Consider the following 14,632-nt stretch of genomic DNA (forward strand, 5'->3'; position numbering starts at 1 on the left):
ATTGTTCAGCCACTTTGCCGGAGCAAAGACCATGGAGCAGAAGCGACCGCTTGTCTGGCTGTCAGCGGATTCCCGTCAGGATACAACCGGCCTGCCTGTCGAAAAACACTGGCAGGCCACCTTTGTGAACGCCGCCAGCCCGCCGGTTGCCCTGCACCCCGGGTGGGTTGGCAAGCCTGTCGGCGTATGTAACCTGGCCGGGCTGTCACCGGAACAGGCAGAGGGTGTGCGGCACTGGCTGGAGCTGTTGCCGGTACGCTGCTGGCTGGCGCTGGTTCAGCCCTCCCAGAAGGAGCAACCCGAGATACAGCGGCTGATCAGGGATTATTGCCAGGACTACCACACCCTGCCCGCCGACTGGCCGCGCCTGAACAACAGCCTGGGCCATATGTGGGGTATGAGCCGGCTGAACCAGGCCGACAACAGCGCCGGACACCTCGGCTACCAGGACGTTGTGCTGGAAGGCCCGTCTGAAACCATCCGGCGCACACGAAGCCTGCTGCGCCGGTTTGCCGCCACCGGTGAGCCGGTGCTGATCTACGGCGAAAGCGGAACCGGCAAAGAAGCCGCAGCGGAATTTGTTCACCGGCATTCAGACCGCCAGCACCAGCCGCTGGTCAAGGTTAACTGCGCGGCACTCCCGCCGTCGCTGACCCAGAGTGAACTGTTCGGCCATGAGCGTGGCGCTTTCACCCACGCCCTAAAGGCCCGCAAAGGCCGGATTGAAGCCGCCGATGGTGGCACCCTGGTACTGGCCGGTGCCGACGAACTGACCCCGGAACAGCAGTCCGCCATTCTCCGTTTTCTCCAGGAAGGCCAGATTGAACCCGTAGGTTCTAACCGGGTGATCACCGTTGACACACGGGTTATTGCCATCTGCAATACGCCGCTTGACCAGCTGGTCCGGCAACACCAGTTCCGGGAAGACGTGTTCTACCGGCTGGGCAACCTGACCGTCACCCTGCCACCTTTACGGCAACGGCTGGAAGACCTGCCCTACCTGGTGGACCGAATACTGGAAACCGGGGGCGGGAAAAACTACCGGATCGGCAATGCCACGCTGATTGCCATGGCTCGGCACAGCTGGCCTGGAAACCTGCGAGAACTTCAGAACCGCCTTAGCCAGGCGATGTTGCTGGCAAGGAGCCTGCGTTTGGAGCCCGAAGACCTGGGCCTGCTGGGCGCACCGCTGACCAGCCATCCCGACCGGCTCTCGCTGGAGGCCTACCGCGCCAAGGCCGACCAGGAAGCCATCAGCACCAGTCTTTCCCTGACGCACCAGAACATCTCGGCGGCCGCCCGGCTGCTGAAGATTTCACGGGTGTCCCTGTACCGGTTGCTGGAGAAACACCAACTTCAGCATCTGTCCAACCACAGCTCCCACCAAAACCCTGACCGGGGTAACGGAGAAGGATCATGAACACAAAACTGTCCGCTCTGGCACTCGCCGCCGCACTGATACCCCTTGCTCACGCAGAACCACCAACGCCGGAATTTACCTCCGGTGGAATCAGCAGCCGAACCAGCCCGCAGCAACCGGTTGGAACAACCGTTAAAGCCGAGGCGGATGCCCGGGCCCAGGATGCGGCCACGGATATTGCCTCAATCACCGCAGACCGGGGCATTGTCACCCGGCCGGGGCGGTTTACCATCGAGCCGTCATTTTCCCACGCCCACAGCAACGCGACCCGGGTCGCCATTGAGGGCTATACCGTGATTCCTGCCTTGTTGATCGGGCTGATCAACATCTCGGAAGTGCAGCGGGATATCTTCGTGGGTGCAGTCTCCCTGAAGTACGGTTTTACCAGCCGGTTTGAGGCCGGTTTTCGGGTGCCATACCTGAGCATCAACGAAGACTTGCGGGAGCGGGAGGTTTTCGACGGGACTCCGGTCGATTTTGTCCGGGAATCCTCCGGTGACGGACTTGGAGATGTCGAGCTTTCCCTGCGTTACCAGCTGAACGATGGCCTGGATGGCTGGCCCTACCTGATCGGCACCTTCCGGGCCAAGGCCCCGACCGGGGACGGCCCTTATGATGTCGAGCAGAAAGTCCTCACCGACAACAAAGGCAACCCGATTGGTTTCGAACTGGCTGAGCGCCCAACCGGCTCCGGCTTCTGGTCCGTAGAACCCGGAATATCCTTCATCTACCCGTCAGACCCTGCCGTGCTGTTCGGCAATCTGAGCTACGTGTGGACCATCGAGGAAGACCAGGGCTTCGAGAACGGCGGCACGGTCGACCCCGGCGATGTGGTGCGCTTCGGTTTCGGCATGGGCTTCGCGTTCAACGAACGCACCTCGTTCAGCCTGGGCTATGACCACTCAGTGATCCGCAAGACCACCCTGGAGTTCGGCAACGACCTGTTTGCCGCCAACTTTGACCGCATCCAGGTGGGCTCACTGGCCTTCGGACTGTCCCACCGGGTATCAGACTCCACAACCCTGAGCCTGACCGTCGCGGTGGGGGTAACAGACAGCGCGCCGAACAGTGAAATCACCCTGAAACTGCCGATCAACCTGTAAGACAGCCTCAGGGCAACAGGGGCAAGCCGGAATCCCTCGGAAACCGGTAAGCCCCGCCCAGATTGTTCAGCTCGATATTGAGGGTGCGGATGTGCTGGATGGTGGTGCTGTCCAGGCTGTTCTGCAGCACCGTCATCCAGCCGCCATTACCCACCGGGGCCGAAGTCAGCGACATCCCGGCAGCACCCGTGGCCTGAACGTTCATAACGGTTTCCATCTGTTGCATCTGTTGGGTTAACCGGTCGCTGTTCATGGCCTGGTTCAGGTCCGGAATATTCAGCCGGTTCACCACCAGGGTTTCACCGTTCACAGCCACCAGCTGTTCCAGGCCGATAGCAATCTCCAGGCCATCCAGCACGAAACCGCCACGCAGCATCGCCAGCTCGGAATCCGGCAGGGCTTGCACGGGCAGCTTCAGCTCCGCCCCTGCTGTGCCGGCAAGTATCAAGAAGGCAACCAGAAAGCACGCTTTGCGTTTCATAGCCTCACCAATCCTGTGTACTGGGCCAGTACGGCAGGGTATGACCCAAAGCCGGGCTTCCCAGCCCCTTGAACAACGGCGCCCGGGCCAGCCCCGGCCAGTCATTTTTTGCCAGGAAGCCCGCCCGCCCCTGATCCAGGTGGCTGCGGATTACAAACGCCGAGCCATCCCAGTGTTGTTCGAACTCCGCCACGCTGTAGGCTTTCAGGCCCCGGGCCGGATCGCCCACCAACACCTCTGTATCACTGATGCCCTTGATCACCACGAAATGCCGGTAGCCACCCAGGGTTACCAACGCAATCACCGGAACCCGCACCTGGTCGCGGATACCCGCCAGCGGCATTCTGAACCCATCCGCCTGATAACCCTCAGCCTCCAGGTAACGCTTCATATCCAGCATCGAGAAGCCTTGCTGGCGCACCTTGTCCTGATCCGCCAGGGCCAGCATATTGGCAAATACTTCCTGCTCGGTAACCGGGCGGTCGTAGTGGAACGACAGTAAAGATGCCAATGCCGCCGAGCCACAACTGAAATCATATTGTTGCCGCATCACGTCCGTAAAACGCCAGTCCTGAAAACTGCTGACCGATACGGGAATATCACCACCGGTTCCCGGTACCAGAATCGTACCGGCAAAAATGGTGGACCAGAGCGCACAGCCCAAGGCACCAGCCAGCACCTTTGCCTGAATCGCCATAGCCCACCTCCGGATTACTGGTTAAGAAGAATGTTGATCTGGGTGCTGTCCTGGATCACCACCTGGTTACCGGTGTTCTGGATAACCGTGGCCACACCGCTCATGTTCTGGAACGCCTGGTCAGAAATCCGGTTATCACCTGTCAGAATATTTCCCGACAATACGTTGTCGCTAACCATGGCATTCTGCTCGGTGTCATTCAGTTGCCACTGGACGGGAATGCCCTGTCGGCCACTGGCCTCTTCCAGTTGCCCGGCGTCCATGGGCTCGAAGCCTGCCCAGTCCTGGGCGACGGCCAGGGCCGGCAATCCCGCCAGCACAGTTATCAGCATTCTGTTCATGATTCTGGCCATGACACATCTCCCGACAAGCCAGGGCTGCCCGGAAAAGGCAGCCCTGCTTTGCCTCAGTTTGTGCCACCTGCGCTCAGGTTGGACATCACGCTCACGTTGGCCTGGGTCACACTGCCAACGCCGGCGTTCTGGGCAATGGCGCCCACACCGGTGAAGTTGGCAGATCCACCGGAGATCTCGTTGGAGGTCCGGGTGTCAACGTAGGAGCCACCACCATTGGCATCGCCATAGGTGACGTTGCTGCCGGTGACCGAACCACTCAGCTCGGCGTCGTTCATGAACACTTCCATCGACAGGTTCAGCGTAGTGGTGCTGTTGTCAGAGTTGTCACTGCTGTCGCTGTTGTTGGAGTCAGTGTTGGTGGTGGAGTTGTCCGAACTGTCACTGGCGATCTTGAACGAATCATTCACGCTGGTGCTGTTGTCGGAACTATCGGAGTTGTCCGAGTTGTCAGAGTTATCTGAGTTATCAGAATTGTCTGAATTATCGGAGTTATCGGAGTTATCGGAGTTGTCTGACATATTGTTGCCGGTGTCCGCGATCTTGAACGAATCGGAGACACTGGAACTGTTGTCGGAGTTATCCGAGTTGTCCGAATTATCGGAGTTATCACTGTTATCGGAATTATCCGACATGTTGTTGCCGGTATCGGCAATCTTGAACGAGTCAGCAACACTGGAGCTGTTGTCGCTATTGTCGCTGTTATCGGAATTGTCGCTGTTATCGGAGTTATCCGAGTTGTCCGACATGTTGTTACCCGTGTCGGAAATCTTGAAGGCATCATTCAGACTGCTGCTGTTGTCTGAACTGTCGGTGTTGTCAGTGGTTGTATTGGTGGTTGAGTTGTCGTTACCGGAATTGGTATTTCCGGATCCCTCATCAGCATTCACGTTCGGGCTGCCGTCACCACCCAGATCGGCGTATGCGCCTGCGGAAAGGCCCAGGCCCAGAGCGATAGCAGCTGCCAGCAGAGTTTTTTTAGTTTTCATGATGTCATGTCCTTTTGATGGGATTGGCTTAACGGGATCCGCCCCAGTCCCTCAGGTAGTCGGGTAAGCCAAGGTCCAGATCCGTACAACGGTAAGAGCGATTACCGTGCCAACTCCAGGTCAAGTCCCATAACATACTGAATAAAAAGCCACTTTCGACACTCAGTACAATCCCCGGATTTCCAGCCGACCTCCAACCTGTTGCAGTGCTGAAACAGCCTGTCGCCTCTGTACCACTGCAGAAAGTCTCTTGGCACCAGAAATCAGTCACATAGCCCGAAACGCCGGTGTCAAAAAACAAAAACCCCGCAGGGCGCAAGCCATGCGGGGTTTTCTGTGGTCGGTGAGGGCTGCGCCCTCACCGGAACATCATGGACCGGTCGATTAACCGAACTGGTTCATGGTGTTGTCTTTACCACCGGCCTTCAGAGCCGCTTCACCAGCGAAGAACTCTTTGTGGTCATCACCGATGTTGGAACCGGCCATGTCCTGGTGCTTCACAGTAGCGATGCCCTGACGGATTTCCTGACGCTGTACACCAGCAACGTAGGCCAGCATGCCTTCGTCACCGAAGTAGCCCTTGGCCAGGTTGTCGGTAGACAGAGCCGCAGTGTGGTACGTCGGCAGAGTGATCAGGTGGTGGAATACACCTGCTTCACGGGACGCATCACGCTGGAAGTTACGGCACCACTCGTCAGCCAGCTGACCCAGCTCGGTGTTGTCGTACTCGGCGCTCATCAGCTTGGCACGGTCGTAGGCAGATACGTCCTTGCCTTCTTCCTTCCATGCGTCGAATACCTGCTGACGGAAGTTCAGAGTCCAGTTGAAGGACGGGCTGTTGTTGTAAACCAGCTTGGCGTCGGGTACCACTTCCTTGATGCGGTTAACCATGGCAGCGATCTGGCCAACGTGCGGCTTCTCGGTTTCGATCCACAGCATGTCTGCGCCGTTCTGCAGGCTGGTGATACAGTCCAGAACAACACGGTCTTCGCCAGAGCCAGCTTTGAACTGGAACAGGCCAGAGGCCAGGCGCTTCGGCTTCAGCAGCTTGCCGTTGGACTTGATCACAACGTCGCCGTTCTCGATCTGGGAAGCGTCGTCGATGTACTCACCGTCCAGGAAGCTGTTGTACTGGTCGCCCAGGTCACCCGGCTCGTTGGTTACAGCGATCTGCTTGGTCAGGCCAGCACCCAGGGAGTCAGTACGGGCAACGATAACACCGTCGTCTACACCCAGCTCCAGGAACGCCAGGCGAACCGCGTTGATCTTGGACAGGAAGTCGGCGTGCGGAACAGTTACTTTACCGTCCTGGTGGCCACACTGCTTCTCGTCAGATACCTGGTTCTCGATCTGGATACAGCAAGCACCGGCTTCGATCATCTGCTTGGCCAGCAGGTAGGTCGCTTCGGCGTTACCGAAACCAGCGTCGATGTCGGCAATGATCGGCACAACGTGGGTTTCGTGGTTGTCGATCTGCTTGATCAGCTCAGCAGCCTTGGCGCTGTCGCCAGCTTCTTCAGCTTCGTCCAGGGCGCGGAACAGGTGGTTCAGTTCCCATGCGTCAGCCTGGCGCAGGAAGGTGTACAGCTCTTCGATCAGGCCGGAAACAGCAGTCTTCTCGTGCATGGACTGGTCAGGCAGCGGACCGAACTCGGAGCGCAGGGCAGCAACCATCCAGCCAGACAGGTACAGGTAACGACGCTTGGTGGTACCAAAGTGCTTCTTGATGGAGATCATCTTCTGCTGGCCGATGAAACCGTGCCAGCAACCCAGGGACTGGGTGTACTGGGAAGAGTCAGCATCGTACGCAGCCATGTCTTCACGCATGATCTTGGCGGTGTACTTGGCGATGTCCAGACCAGTCTTGAATTTGTTCTGGGCGCGCATGCGGGCAGCGTGCTTCGGGTTGATGGCGTTCCAGGTCGGGTTCTGCTTCAGGATGGAAGCGATTTGGTCGACGTCTTGTGCGTAAGGCATGGTCTCTATCCTTTCTACGTTTGTGTTCAAAAGGTTCGGAACGCTGCTGCCTGCAGCTTCCGAGGCCAACCACCTGTCTGACAAACCCGGCAGGTGGTGACGTTGGGCGTAACTTTAGTGCTTTCGAATTTATAATTGAAATTTATATGGTGTATTTTCGGCATTTTTTCTGTGAATACCCATCAGCAGGTCTAAATGCCTGAAAAATACCCCCTGCACGCGGGCTGAACTCTTTGATTGCCCCCAGCATATCCCATGCTAGGATTAACCGGACTGACCTGGATCAGCCACAGCGTCCACCTGGCACCTACAAGGGCTCTCCGTGTTTTATATCCGGTCATTTTTGCATTCGTTGTTACACGCCCTGAAAAATCTGTCACCCATCGTCGTGGTGGTCGGTTTCTTCCAGCTGGTTATTCTGCAGCAGGTGCCGGATGACCTCGGCAGCATGGCCATCGGCCTGTTAATTGTTGCCGTGGGCGTGGCATTGTTCTTACAGGGACTGGAGCTGAGCATTTTCCCGGTGGGCAAAAGCCTGTCGAACCAGTTCGCCCGCAAGGGCTCCCTGGCCATACTGCTATCGTTCGGCTTTGCCATGGGGTTTTCAGCGGTTATTGCCGAGCCCGCGCTGATTGCAGTGGCAGAGCAGGCCCAGACCATCAGTGAGGGGCGAATTGACGGCCTCACCCTGAGGATACTGGTGGCTGTCTCTGTCGGTTTCGTCGTTGCCCTGGGGGTTTTCCGCACCATTTTCGGCTACCCGCTGCACTGGTTCATGATCACCGGCTACGTCATCGTGGTGATTGTTACCTGGTTTGCGCCGGAGGAAATTGTCGGACTGGCCTATGACTCCGGCGGGGTGACAACCAATGTGGTGACGGTGCCCCTGATTGCCGCGCTTGGCATTGGCCTGGCGGCCTCGATCCGGGGCCGGAACCCGTTGATTGACGGCTTTGGCCTGGTGGCGCTGTCCGTCATGGTGCCCATGATCACCGTACAGGTGTACGGCATGGTGGTTTACTCCGGCGGCACCGGGGCCGCAGCCATGGAGGCCATCACAGCACAGGTTACAGAAGCCCCGGCGAAGTCCGGCATAATTGCGGCCCTGCTCGACCTGGCCGGTATGTTGAGGGATGTGCTGCCGATCATCATCACCGTTCTGTTCTTCCAGTACCTGGTGTTACGCCGGAAGCTGAGCAATCCGAAAAAGATTGCCTTCGGCTTTGCGCTGGTGATCCTCGGCCTGTATGCCTTTGTTGTCGGTTTGAAACTGGGCCTGTTCCCCATCGGCACCAGCATGGCCGAGCAACTGATGGCCATGGACAGCTATGCGCCCGTGTACCTTTTCGCCCTGATGATCGGGTTTGCCACAACCATGGCAGAACCGGCACTGATCGCCATCGGCAAGCAGGCGGAAGAAGCCGCCGCGGGTGCCCTCAACGGCAATGCCATTCGCCTGTTGGTAGCTGTGGGGGTGGCCGTTGGCATCACCATTGGTGTGCACCGGATCATCACCGGAGATTCCATTCACTATTACATTATGGGCGGCTATATCCTGGTGATTCTGCTCACCCTGCTCGCCCCCCGATACATCGTGGCACTGGCCTATGACCTTGGCGGCGTGACCACCTCGGAAGTCACGGTACCGCTGGTAACGGCCCTGGGGATTGGACTGGCCAGCAGCATAGAGGGCCGTAATGTCCTGATCGACGGTTTTGGCCTGATTGCCTTTGCCTCGATCTTCCCGATCGTTACTGTGATGACCTATGCCATCGTGTCCCAATACCGATCTGAACGCAGGAAGGAAACCCAATGAAGTTCTCTGCACTGGTAGCAATTGTCCCTGAAGACCTGGAACAGGACTGCATCGATGCAGCCCGCGAACTCGGCGCCGGCGGCATTACCGTCATGACCGGCCGCGGCATCAGCAACACCGCCAAGAAGACGTTCTTCGGCCTGACCTACGACGGCAGCCAGAGCGTGCTCCTGATGGTGCTGGAAAAAGGCCTGTCGCTGGAGATTCTCAAAGCCCTGCAGAAGGTGATCATGCCGGACCCCGCAGACTCCCAGGGCCTGATCTTTACCGTTCCGCTGGAGCACCTGGGTGGCATCGACATGGCCCAGGTGGAAAAATTCGAACAACACCTGAAAGACTCAATCTGATCGGAGAGCGCTCATGAAACTGGTCAAAGATGTGATGGTCACCGACATCATCAAGATCTCGCCCTTCGCAACCCTGCGGGAGGCACTGACGCTGATGAAGCGCCACAACGTGAAATCCCTGGTGGTCGAGCGCCAGAGCGAACACGATGCCTGGGGGCTGATCACCTATACCAACGTGCTCAAATCGGTGATTGCAGAGGATGGCGATATCGACCTGCTGAATGTCTACGATGTCTGCGCCAAGCCGGTGATCAGCGTGGGCGAAAACCTCGCCTTGAAGCATGCCGCCACCCTGATGTCCGAGTATCGGGTCAAGCGACTGCTGGTACTGAAAGACAACGAGCTGTGCGGCTTTGTGGTGATGGACGACATCATGGATGCCCTGCTCGATACCATCGACTGAACCGGCCCGGCCTCAGGTCTGGCACATCACCAGCAACTGGTCTCCCTCTTGCAGGTCCAGGTACTGTTTACGGGGCGGGTTCATGACCAGGTGGCGCCCCCGCTCATCGGCCCGGGCCCTGAATACACCCAGCGCAATCTCGCCCCGGGCCGCGACTGTTTTCTCCAGTAACTGGAAGGTCGCGCTGGCCGGCAGCGGGTAGTCGTGGGGATCACGGAACTGGATCTCGGCGCCGCCGGCCGTGAACAGCTCGTCGAGCACCACCCGCAATTCCCTTCGTAAAGCCACCTGGGCCAGGACGTGGCTCAGAATCATCGGGCTGATCAGCATTTCACTTTGATGGCCATACAACAGGTGGCGGTTGTCCGGATCACTCAGCTCCATAATAACCTGGGGCCGGCGGGTGGATTCCGACAGAATATCTTCCAGCTGCAGGTAACCCACCATGGCACGGGCATCGGCCTCTTCCCCGGAGCCTATCCGGTCGCTGCTCAGCAACATCACGGTGTCGTAACTGGCCGGCGCCAGCTTGCGCAGGTCTTCTTCCACCATGTAATCGGCTTCCAGCAGGCGGCCATTGATCCGTTCAAGGTCCACGCCATAGCGGGACATCTCACGCTGACGCTCTTCCAGCGGGGTTGCCGATACCATGTCCAGCTGGAACTGTCGCCCCGCGTAGCTGCCAAACTCCGCCGCCAGGCTCGGCACCCGTCGGTTCCAGCCGAGAACCAGCACCCGGTGAGGCCCCTGCTGGCGGCTCGGCTGCACAGAGCCGCTGATGCGTTCCACTGCAGCCAGGGGGTCCACCTTGGTATCCGGCCCCGTGTGTTCATAGTCGCTGGCCATCAGCACTACCCGGTCTTCGTTACGGATCACCGTGTCTGACGGCGCCAGCAGGTTAACCTGCCAGCCTTTGGCTGCCGGCTGCAACAAGCCCAGCACGACGGCATGGGGCCGCTGCGTTGCCAGCTCGCTCAGGGTCAGGCCCTCGGCGGTTTCGCCACCCCGCACAAAGATCTCGTTGCCTTCACCGGCGGTCAGCAATTCGTTGTAAACCTCGGACAGGTTCGGGTTCAGCACGTTCTGCACCACCAGGCGGCTAATGGTGGCATCACCGGCCACCACCTCGACCGAGCCGGGATAGGCCCGCTCGACCACCGGGAGCTTTCGCATGTCCTGGATTTCTGCCACCACAAACGGCAACGGAGAACTGAAATGGCGGGCCTGGGCGGCGATAGACAACAGGGCTTTGACGGTTTCGATATCGGAGGTCACCAGGCTGCCGGCATCATGGCCCTGGCTGGGCACAATCACTGCCGCAGCGTCCAGGCAGGCGACCCGGTGCAGGGCTTCGGGCTGAATAGCCGAACCGCTTCGCAGGATCACTTCCCGGGCCCGGCGGCCCACGCCCGGCTCGTTGATCAGCTCGTGCAGCTGTTCGCCACTGGCTTCTTCCGCCAGTACAACCAGCCGCAGTTTCTGGGTATCGTGCTTTTCCAGAAAGCGCTGCATCCGGCCGGATGAACCAAACAACTCGGCCACCAGCGGCGGGGTCTGGGCTGTCCAGCCCAGCACCACCACATGGTTTTTCAGGGTAACCGGGGTCAGGCCCCGCTCCAGGTCTTCCATCTTGGCAATCAGCCAGCGGGTGAGGATGGCCACCAGGGTGCCCATAAACACCACATAGCCGGAGATGGTCAGCAGGGTAGACACAATGCGCTGCCAGGTGCCGACATCGTCCCCCAGGTAGCCGGGGTCGGTCAGGCGAAGGAAGGCCCACCAGATAGCGGAGCCGGCATCCTTGAACTCACCGGCCGGCGGCAACACCACCAGCAGGCCGCCAATCAGCGAAATCAGGCCAATAAAACCGCCCACCACCAGTAACTGGAAGCCGGCACCTTTGACCAGCTGGCGCTCAACAACAAACTTGATTCGATCAACAATCCGGAACGGAAGCATGCCTGCCCCTTGCATCAACTATGCGGGGCAGTTTATCGCAGTTTTCAGGCTTCGCCAGAAACAACGCCATTCAGGGCCGCTTCCAGTGTGGGATAAAAGCGGCTGATACCGGGCTCCGGCTTTACGCCAGCCCTCGCCAGCGTGCGCAAAGGCTGGAACTGCAAGTCCGCAATCACTATTTCCGTGCCGGTATTCCGGCAGCTGGAAATCAGCTTGTTCAGGGCCGACAAACCGCCCGCATCCAGTATGGTGACACCGTCCATATACAGCACCAGGCCCCTGGCCTGCCGGGACAGGCCTGCCAGCTCGCCAAACACCCGGTCTGCCGCCGCAAAGAACAGCGGACCGTTGATCTTGAATACCTGCCAGCCCTCGGGCAGCTCCGCCTGTACGATGCGCTTGTTACCGGTAATATCGGTCACCTTGGTCATCTGCGCCATCTCCCGCATGAACAGCACCGCCGCCAGCAAAACGCCGGTCGTGATAGCAATCACCATATCCAGCGCCACGGTCAGGCCAAAGCAGGTCAGGAACACCAGGATATCGCTGCGGGGCGCGGTTTTCAGAAGGTGAACCGCCTTCGGTGCTTCACTCATGTTCCAGGCCACCATCACCAGCAACGCAGCCATGGCGGGCATGGGCAGGTAGGCCAGGATGCCGGCCAGCGACACCAGCGCCAGCAACACCACCAGGGCATGGATCATCGCCGACACCGGTGATTCGGCGCCGGCCCGGTAGTTGGCTGCCGAACGGGCAATGGCGGCGGTGGCGGTAATGCCACCAAAGAACGGCACCAGAATGTTACCGATGCCCTGCCCCATTAATTCGCTGTTGGCGCTGTGGCGCTTGCCGGTCATGCCATCGAGCACCACGGCGCACAGCAGGGATTCGATGGCGCCCAGCATGGCAATGGCAAAGGCCGCCGGAATCAGCTCCCGGAACAGTTCCCAACTGAGGCCAAGCGGTTGCCCGTCGGCACCCGCCTGCTGCCAGGGCCAGGCAAAGTCCGGCAGGAACGGCGGAATACCGGTACCGGTGCTGCCATCCGGCAGCAGATAGCTGAAACGGGAGCCGATGGTTTCAACGGCAGCCCCCTGGCTGTTCATCCACAACGCCAGCAGGCTACCCACCACCACCGCCGGCAGGTGCGGCGGCACCGGGGTTTTCAGGCGGGGCCAGAGCAGCATGACCGCCAGCGTAGCCAGAGCCACCAGGGTGCTCATGGCATCCAGCGCCGGTAATTGCTGGCCCAGCACCGCCAGTTTGTCCCAGTAATGCTCCGGCATGGTCTCGACTGGCAAACCGAAAAAGTCCTTCACCTGCAGGGTGGCAATCACCACGGCAATACCCGCGGTAAAGCCCAAAGTGACGGACTCGGGTATATACTCGATAAAGCGCCCGAGACGCATCAGCGCCATAATCACCAGCAACACCCCGGACATCAGGGTGGCCAACAACAAGCCACCCAGGCCATAGCTCTGTGCAATCGGGTAGAGAATAACCACAAAGGCCGCGGTCGGGCCGGAGATACTGAACCGGCTGCCGCCGAACAGGGCGATCACAAAGCCGGCAATAAAGGCCGTGTACAGCCCGTACTGGGGCGCAACGCCACTGGCAATCGCCAGCGCCATGGCCAGGGGAATGGCGATAATGCCGACCGTGATGCCGGCCATCGCATCTTTCAGGAAACGGCCACCGGTGTAGCGCTCGTCAATACAGGCCTCACGGACAGCGTGGGCGAATCTGAGCGAAAAAAGATGAGCACGGTGGGACATCGCTGGCGGCTCCTGGTTGCGAACGAGACGTTATCATTATATGCTCATTACGATTACATTCAATGTTAACCTGATTAACATAGCATGAGCGTTGATACCTATGCCCAAGGAAAACCGAACCGCACGCCTCACCCTGCTGATTGACCCGGAAAAGAAAAAGGTCTTTGAAGCCCTGTGCAAAGAGGAAGATGTAACGCCGTCCCAGAAGGTCCGGCAGTTTATCCGGGAATATGTGGAAGCCCGGCTGGGCCCGGACTGGCGCGAAGACTCCCGCCAGAAAACCGACTGACCGGCAAAGCGTATAAGCCCCTATGAAACCTTTATTCGCCAGCCTCCTGTTAACACTCGCCACCGTCACCGGGTGCGCCGCTGTGCCGGCGGACAACATTCCGGCACGGCCCGGCAGCCAGTACGATGCGGTGGTTGTGGCAGCGAAGAACGGCACTCCGGTTACCGTTGAAGAGCTGGCCCGCCAGCTGGCCGATACCGATATCTTAGTGATCGGCGAGTACCACGGCCACCACGCTTCCCACCTGCTCCAGGCCCGGCTGCAACAAGCCCTGCACCGGCAAAACCCCGCCCAGATCCTGAGCATGGAACAGTTCAACCTGGACCACCAGGCTGCCGTGGATGCCTACCTGGCCGGCACAACCGGCGAAACCGAAATGCTGGAAGACGCCAACGCCTGGGACAACTACAAGGCCTCCTACCGGCCGCTGGTGGAATTTGCACGCCAGCATCAGTTACCGGTGATCGCCGCCAACGCACCGGCGGATACGGTTCGCTGTGTCGGCCGGGAGGGTAAGGCTTACCTGGACAGGTTGCCGGAAGCGCAGCGCTCAGCCCTGCCGCAGCAGGCCTTCCTGGACACCCCGGAATATCGGGACAAGTTCATAGACGCCATCAGCGGCAGCCATGGTACGGAACAGGCTGAACTCTCCGGGCGCATGCTCAACACCTACCAGGCCCAACTGCTCCGGGATAACACCATGGCGCACCGGATGGTGGAAGCGCTCCGCAACCGGCCCGGGCATCAACTGGTGCATACCACCGGCACCTTCCACAGCGAGCAGCGCCTTGGTACCGTGGCGGTGCTGGAACAACGTGCACCGGAACTGGATATCACGGTAATCTCGCCTGTCGAATGGCCGGCCAACGAAGCAGACATGCCGCTGGCAAAGCACCGCCACAAAGGCGACTATCTGTACTTTATCCAGCCCATGCCCCGGGAATTCCGAGACCCGGAACGGGAGCGAGAGGCCATGCAGGCCCGGTTCGGCCAGCGCACCACGACCAACTGTGATTAATCACA

The 14,632-nt window shown here is 59.3% G+C and carries 14 protein-coding genes; 7 read left to right on the forward strand and 7 right to left on the reverse strand.

The window, feature by feature from the left end; all coding sequences use genetic code 11:
• Window positions 1-31 precede the first annotated feature (31 nt).
• On the forward strand, window positions 32-1,420 hold the full coding sequence (locus tag Q668_RS04320) for a sigma-54-dependent transcriptional regulator (RefSeq protein WP_022988381.1): 1,389 nt from the start codon (window positions 32-34) through the stop codon (window positions 1,418-1,420).
• Window positions 1,417-2,523 carry a transporter gene (locus Q668_RS04325; RefSeq protein WP_022988382.1) on the forward strand — a complete coding sequence of 369 codons (1,107 nt, stop codon included), beginning with the start codon at window positions 1,417-1,419 and terminating at the stop codon, window positions 2,521-2,523. Before Q668_RS04320 ends, Q668_RS04325 begins: the two co-directional genes overlap by 4 nt.
• A gap of 7 nt (window positions 2,524-2,530) precedes the next feature.
• Here Q668_RS04325 and Q668_RS04330 read toward each other — a convergent pair whose 3' ends face one another.
• The 5 genes from Q668_RS04330 to Q668_RS04350 all read right to left on the reverse strand — a co-directional run bounded on the left by Q668_RS04330 (window position 2,531) and on the right by Q668_RS04350 (window position 7,020).
• A complete protein-coding gene (locus Q668_RS04330) occupies window positions 2,531-3,004 on the reverse strand; it encodes a hypothetical protein (protein WP_022988383.1) in 474 nt (157 codons plus the stop codon).
• A 4-nt stretch (window positions 3,005-3,008) separates the two neighbouring features.
• A complete protein-coding gene (locus Q668_RS04335; RefSeq protein WP_022988384.1) occupies window positions 3,009-3,701 on the reverse strand; it encodes a C39 family peptidase in 693 nt (230 codons plus the stop codon).
• A gap of 14 nt (window positions 3,702-3,715) precedes the next feature.
• Window positions 3,716-4,054 (reverse strand): hypothetical protein, encoded by a 339-nt coding sequence (locus tag Q668_RS04340; RefSeq protein ID WP_036219135.1) that lies wholly within the window; start codon window positions 4,052-4,054, stop codon window positions 3,716-3,718.
• Window positions 4,055-4,107: 53 nt separating this feature from the next.
• Window positions 4,108-5,043 (reverse strand): hypothetical protein, encoded by a 936-nt coding sequence (locus Q668_RS04345; RefSeq protein ID WP_022988386.1) that lies wholly within the window; start codon window positions 5,041-5,043, stop codon window positions 4,108-4,110.
• A 384-nt stretch (window positions 5,044-5,427) separates the two neighbouring features.
• The gene (locus Q668_RS04350) at window positions 5,428-7,020 is read right to left on the reverse strand and encodes an isocitrate lyase (RefSeq protein WP_022988387.1); all 1,593 of its coding nucleotides are present in this window, start codon (window positions 7,018-7,020) and stop codon (window positions 5,428-5,430) included.
• A 343-nt stretch (window positions 7,021-7,363) separates the two neighbouring features.
• On the opposite strand from Q668_RS04350, the gene Q668_RS04355 reads away from it, so the two are divergent.
• Genes Q668_RS04355 through Q668_RS04365 form a run of 3 tightly spaced genes read left to right on the forward strand, consistent with a single transcriptional unit; the run spans window position 7,364 to window position 9,586 of the window.
• Window positions 7,364-8,836 (forward strand): DUF1538 domain-containing protein, encoded by a 1,473-nt coding sequence (locus Q668_RS04355; RefSeq protein ID WP_227498278.1) that lies wholly within the window; start codon window positions 7,364-7,366, stop codon window positions 8,834-8,836.
• Window positions 8,833-9,183: a P-II family nitrogen regulator gene (locus Q668_RS04360; protein WP_022988389.1), complete on the forward strand. Its 351-nt coding sequence runs from the start codon at window positions 8,833-8,835 to the stop codon at window positions 9,181-9,183. The genes Q668_RS04355 and Q668_RS04360 overlap by 4 nt, the downstream gene beginning before the upstream one ends.
• Window positions 9,184-9,196: 13 nt before the next feature.
• The gene (locus Q668_RS04365) at window positions 9,197-9,586 is read left to right on the forward strand and encodes a CBS domain-containing protein (RefSeq protein WP_022988390.1); all 390 of its coding nucleotides are present in this window, start codon (window positions 9,197-9,199) and stop codon (window positions 9,584-9,586) included.
• 12 nt (window positions 9,587-9,598) lie between these two features.
• On the opposite strand, the gene Q668_RS04370 is transcribed toward Q668_RS04365, so the two are convergent.
• Together Q668_RS04370 and dauA are read right to left on the reverse strand one after the other, a co-directional pair.
• The gene (locus Q668_RS04370) at window positions 9,599-11,545 is read right to left on the reverse strand and encodes a CASTOR/POLLUX-related putative ion channel (protein WP_022988391.1); all 1,947 of its coding nucleotides are present in this window, start codon (window positions 11,543-11,545) and stop codon (window positions 9,599-9,601) included.
• 44 nt (window positions 11,546-11,589) lie between these two features.
• On the reverse strand, window positions 11,590-13,320 hold the full coding sequence (dauA, locus tag Q668_RS04375) for a C4-dicarboxylic acid transporter DauA (RefSeq protein WP_022988392.1): 1,731 nt from the start codon (window positions 13,318-13,320) through the stop codon (window positions 11,590-11,592).
• 100 nt (window positions 13,321-13,420) lie between these two features.
• Between dauA and Q668_RS04380 the strand changes: the two genes are divergently transcribed.
• The gene (locus tag Q668_RS04380; RefSeq protein ID WP_022988393.1) at window positions 13,421-13,609 is read left to right on the forward strand and encodes a hypothetical protein; all 189 of its coding nucleotides are present in this window, start codon (window positions 13,421-13,423) and stop codon (window positions 13,607-13,609) included.
• A gap of 22 nt (window positions 13,610-13,631) precedes the next feature.
• Window positions 13,632-14,627, forward strand: coding sequence for a ChaN family lipoprotein (locus tag Q668_RS04385; protein ID WP_022988394.1), 996 nt, complete (start codon window positions 13,632-13,634; stop codon window positions 14,625-14,627).
• Window positions 14,628-14,632 lie beyond the last annotated feature (5 nt).

It is taken from the genome of Marinobacter sp. ES-1 (genome assembly GCF_000475255.1).
Taxonomy (GTDB): domain Bacteria; phylum Pseudomonadota; class Gammaproteobacteria; order Pseudomonadales; family Oleiphilaceae; genus Marinobacter; species Marinobacter vinifirmus.

What these genes read in the sequence shown, in the direction of transcription:
- Q668_RS04320 (WP_022988381.1), top strand. Translation starts at nt 32, where the DNA reads ATGGAGCAGAAGCGACCGCTTGTCTGGCTGTCAGCGGATTCCCGTCAG.
- Q668_RS04325 (WP_022988382.1), top strand. Translation starts at nt 1,417, where the DNA reads ATGAACACAAAACTGTCCGCTCTGGCACTCGCCGCCGCACTGATACCC.
- Q668_RS04330 (WP_022988383.1), bottom strand. Translation starts at nt 3,004, where the DNA reads ATGAAACGCAAAGCGTGCTTTCTGGTTGCCTTCTTGATACTTGCCGGC.
- Q668_RS04335 (WP_022988384.1), bottom strand. Translation starts at nt 3,701, where the DNA reads ATGGCGATTCAGGCAAAGGTGCTGGCTGGTGCCTTGGGCTGTGCGCTC.
- Q668_RS04340 (WP_036219135.1), bottom strand. Translation starts at nt 4,054, where the DNA reads ATGGCCAGAATCATGAACAGAATGCTGATAACTGTGCTGGCGGGATTG.
- Q668_RS04345 (WP_022988386.1), bottom strand. Translation starts at nt 5,043, where the DNA reads ATGAAAACTAAAAAAACTCTGCTGGCAGCTGCTATCGCTCTGGGCCTG.
- Q668_RS04350 (WP_022988387.1), bottom strand. Translation starts at nt 7,020, where the DNA reads ATGCCTTACGCACAAGACGTCGACCAAATCGCTTCCATCCTGAAGCAG.
- Q668_RS04360 (WP_022988389.1), top strand. Translation starts at nt 8,833, where the DNA reads ATGAAGTTCTCTGCACTGGTAGCAATTGTCCCTGAAGACCTGGAACAG.
- Q668_RS04365 (WP_022988390.1), top strand. Translation starts at nt 9,197, where the DNA reads ATGAAACTGGTCAAAGATGTGATGGTCACCGACATCATCAAGATCTCG.
- Q668_RS04370 (WP_022988391.1), bottom strand. Translation starts at nt 11,545, where the DNA reads ATGCTTCCGTTCCGGATTGTTGATCGAATCAAGTTTGTTGTTGAGCGC.
- dauA (WP_022988392.1), bottom strand. Translation starts at nt 13,320, where the DNA reads ATGTCCCACCGTGCTCATCTTTTTTCGCTCAGATTCGCCCACGCTGTC.
- Q668_RS04380 (WP_022988393.1), top strand. Translation starts at nt 13,421, where the DNA reads ATGCCCAAGGAAAACCGAACCGCACGCCTCACCCTGCTGATTGACCCG.
- Q668_RS04385 (WP_022988394.1), top strand. Translation starts at nt 13,632, where the DNA reads ATGAAACCTTTATTCGCCAGCCTCCTGTTAACACTCGCCACCGTCACC.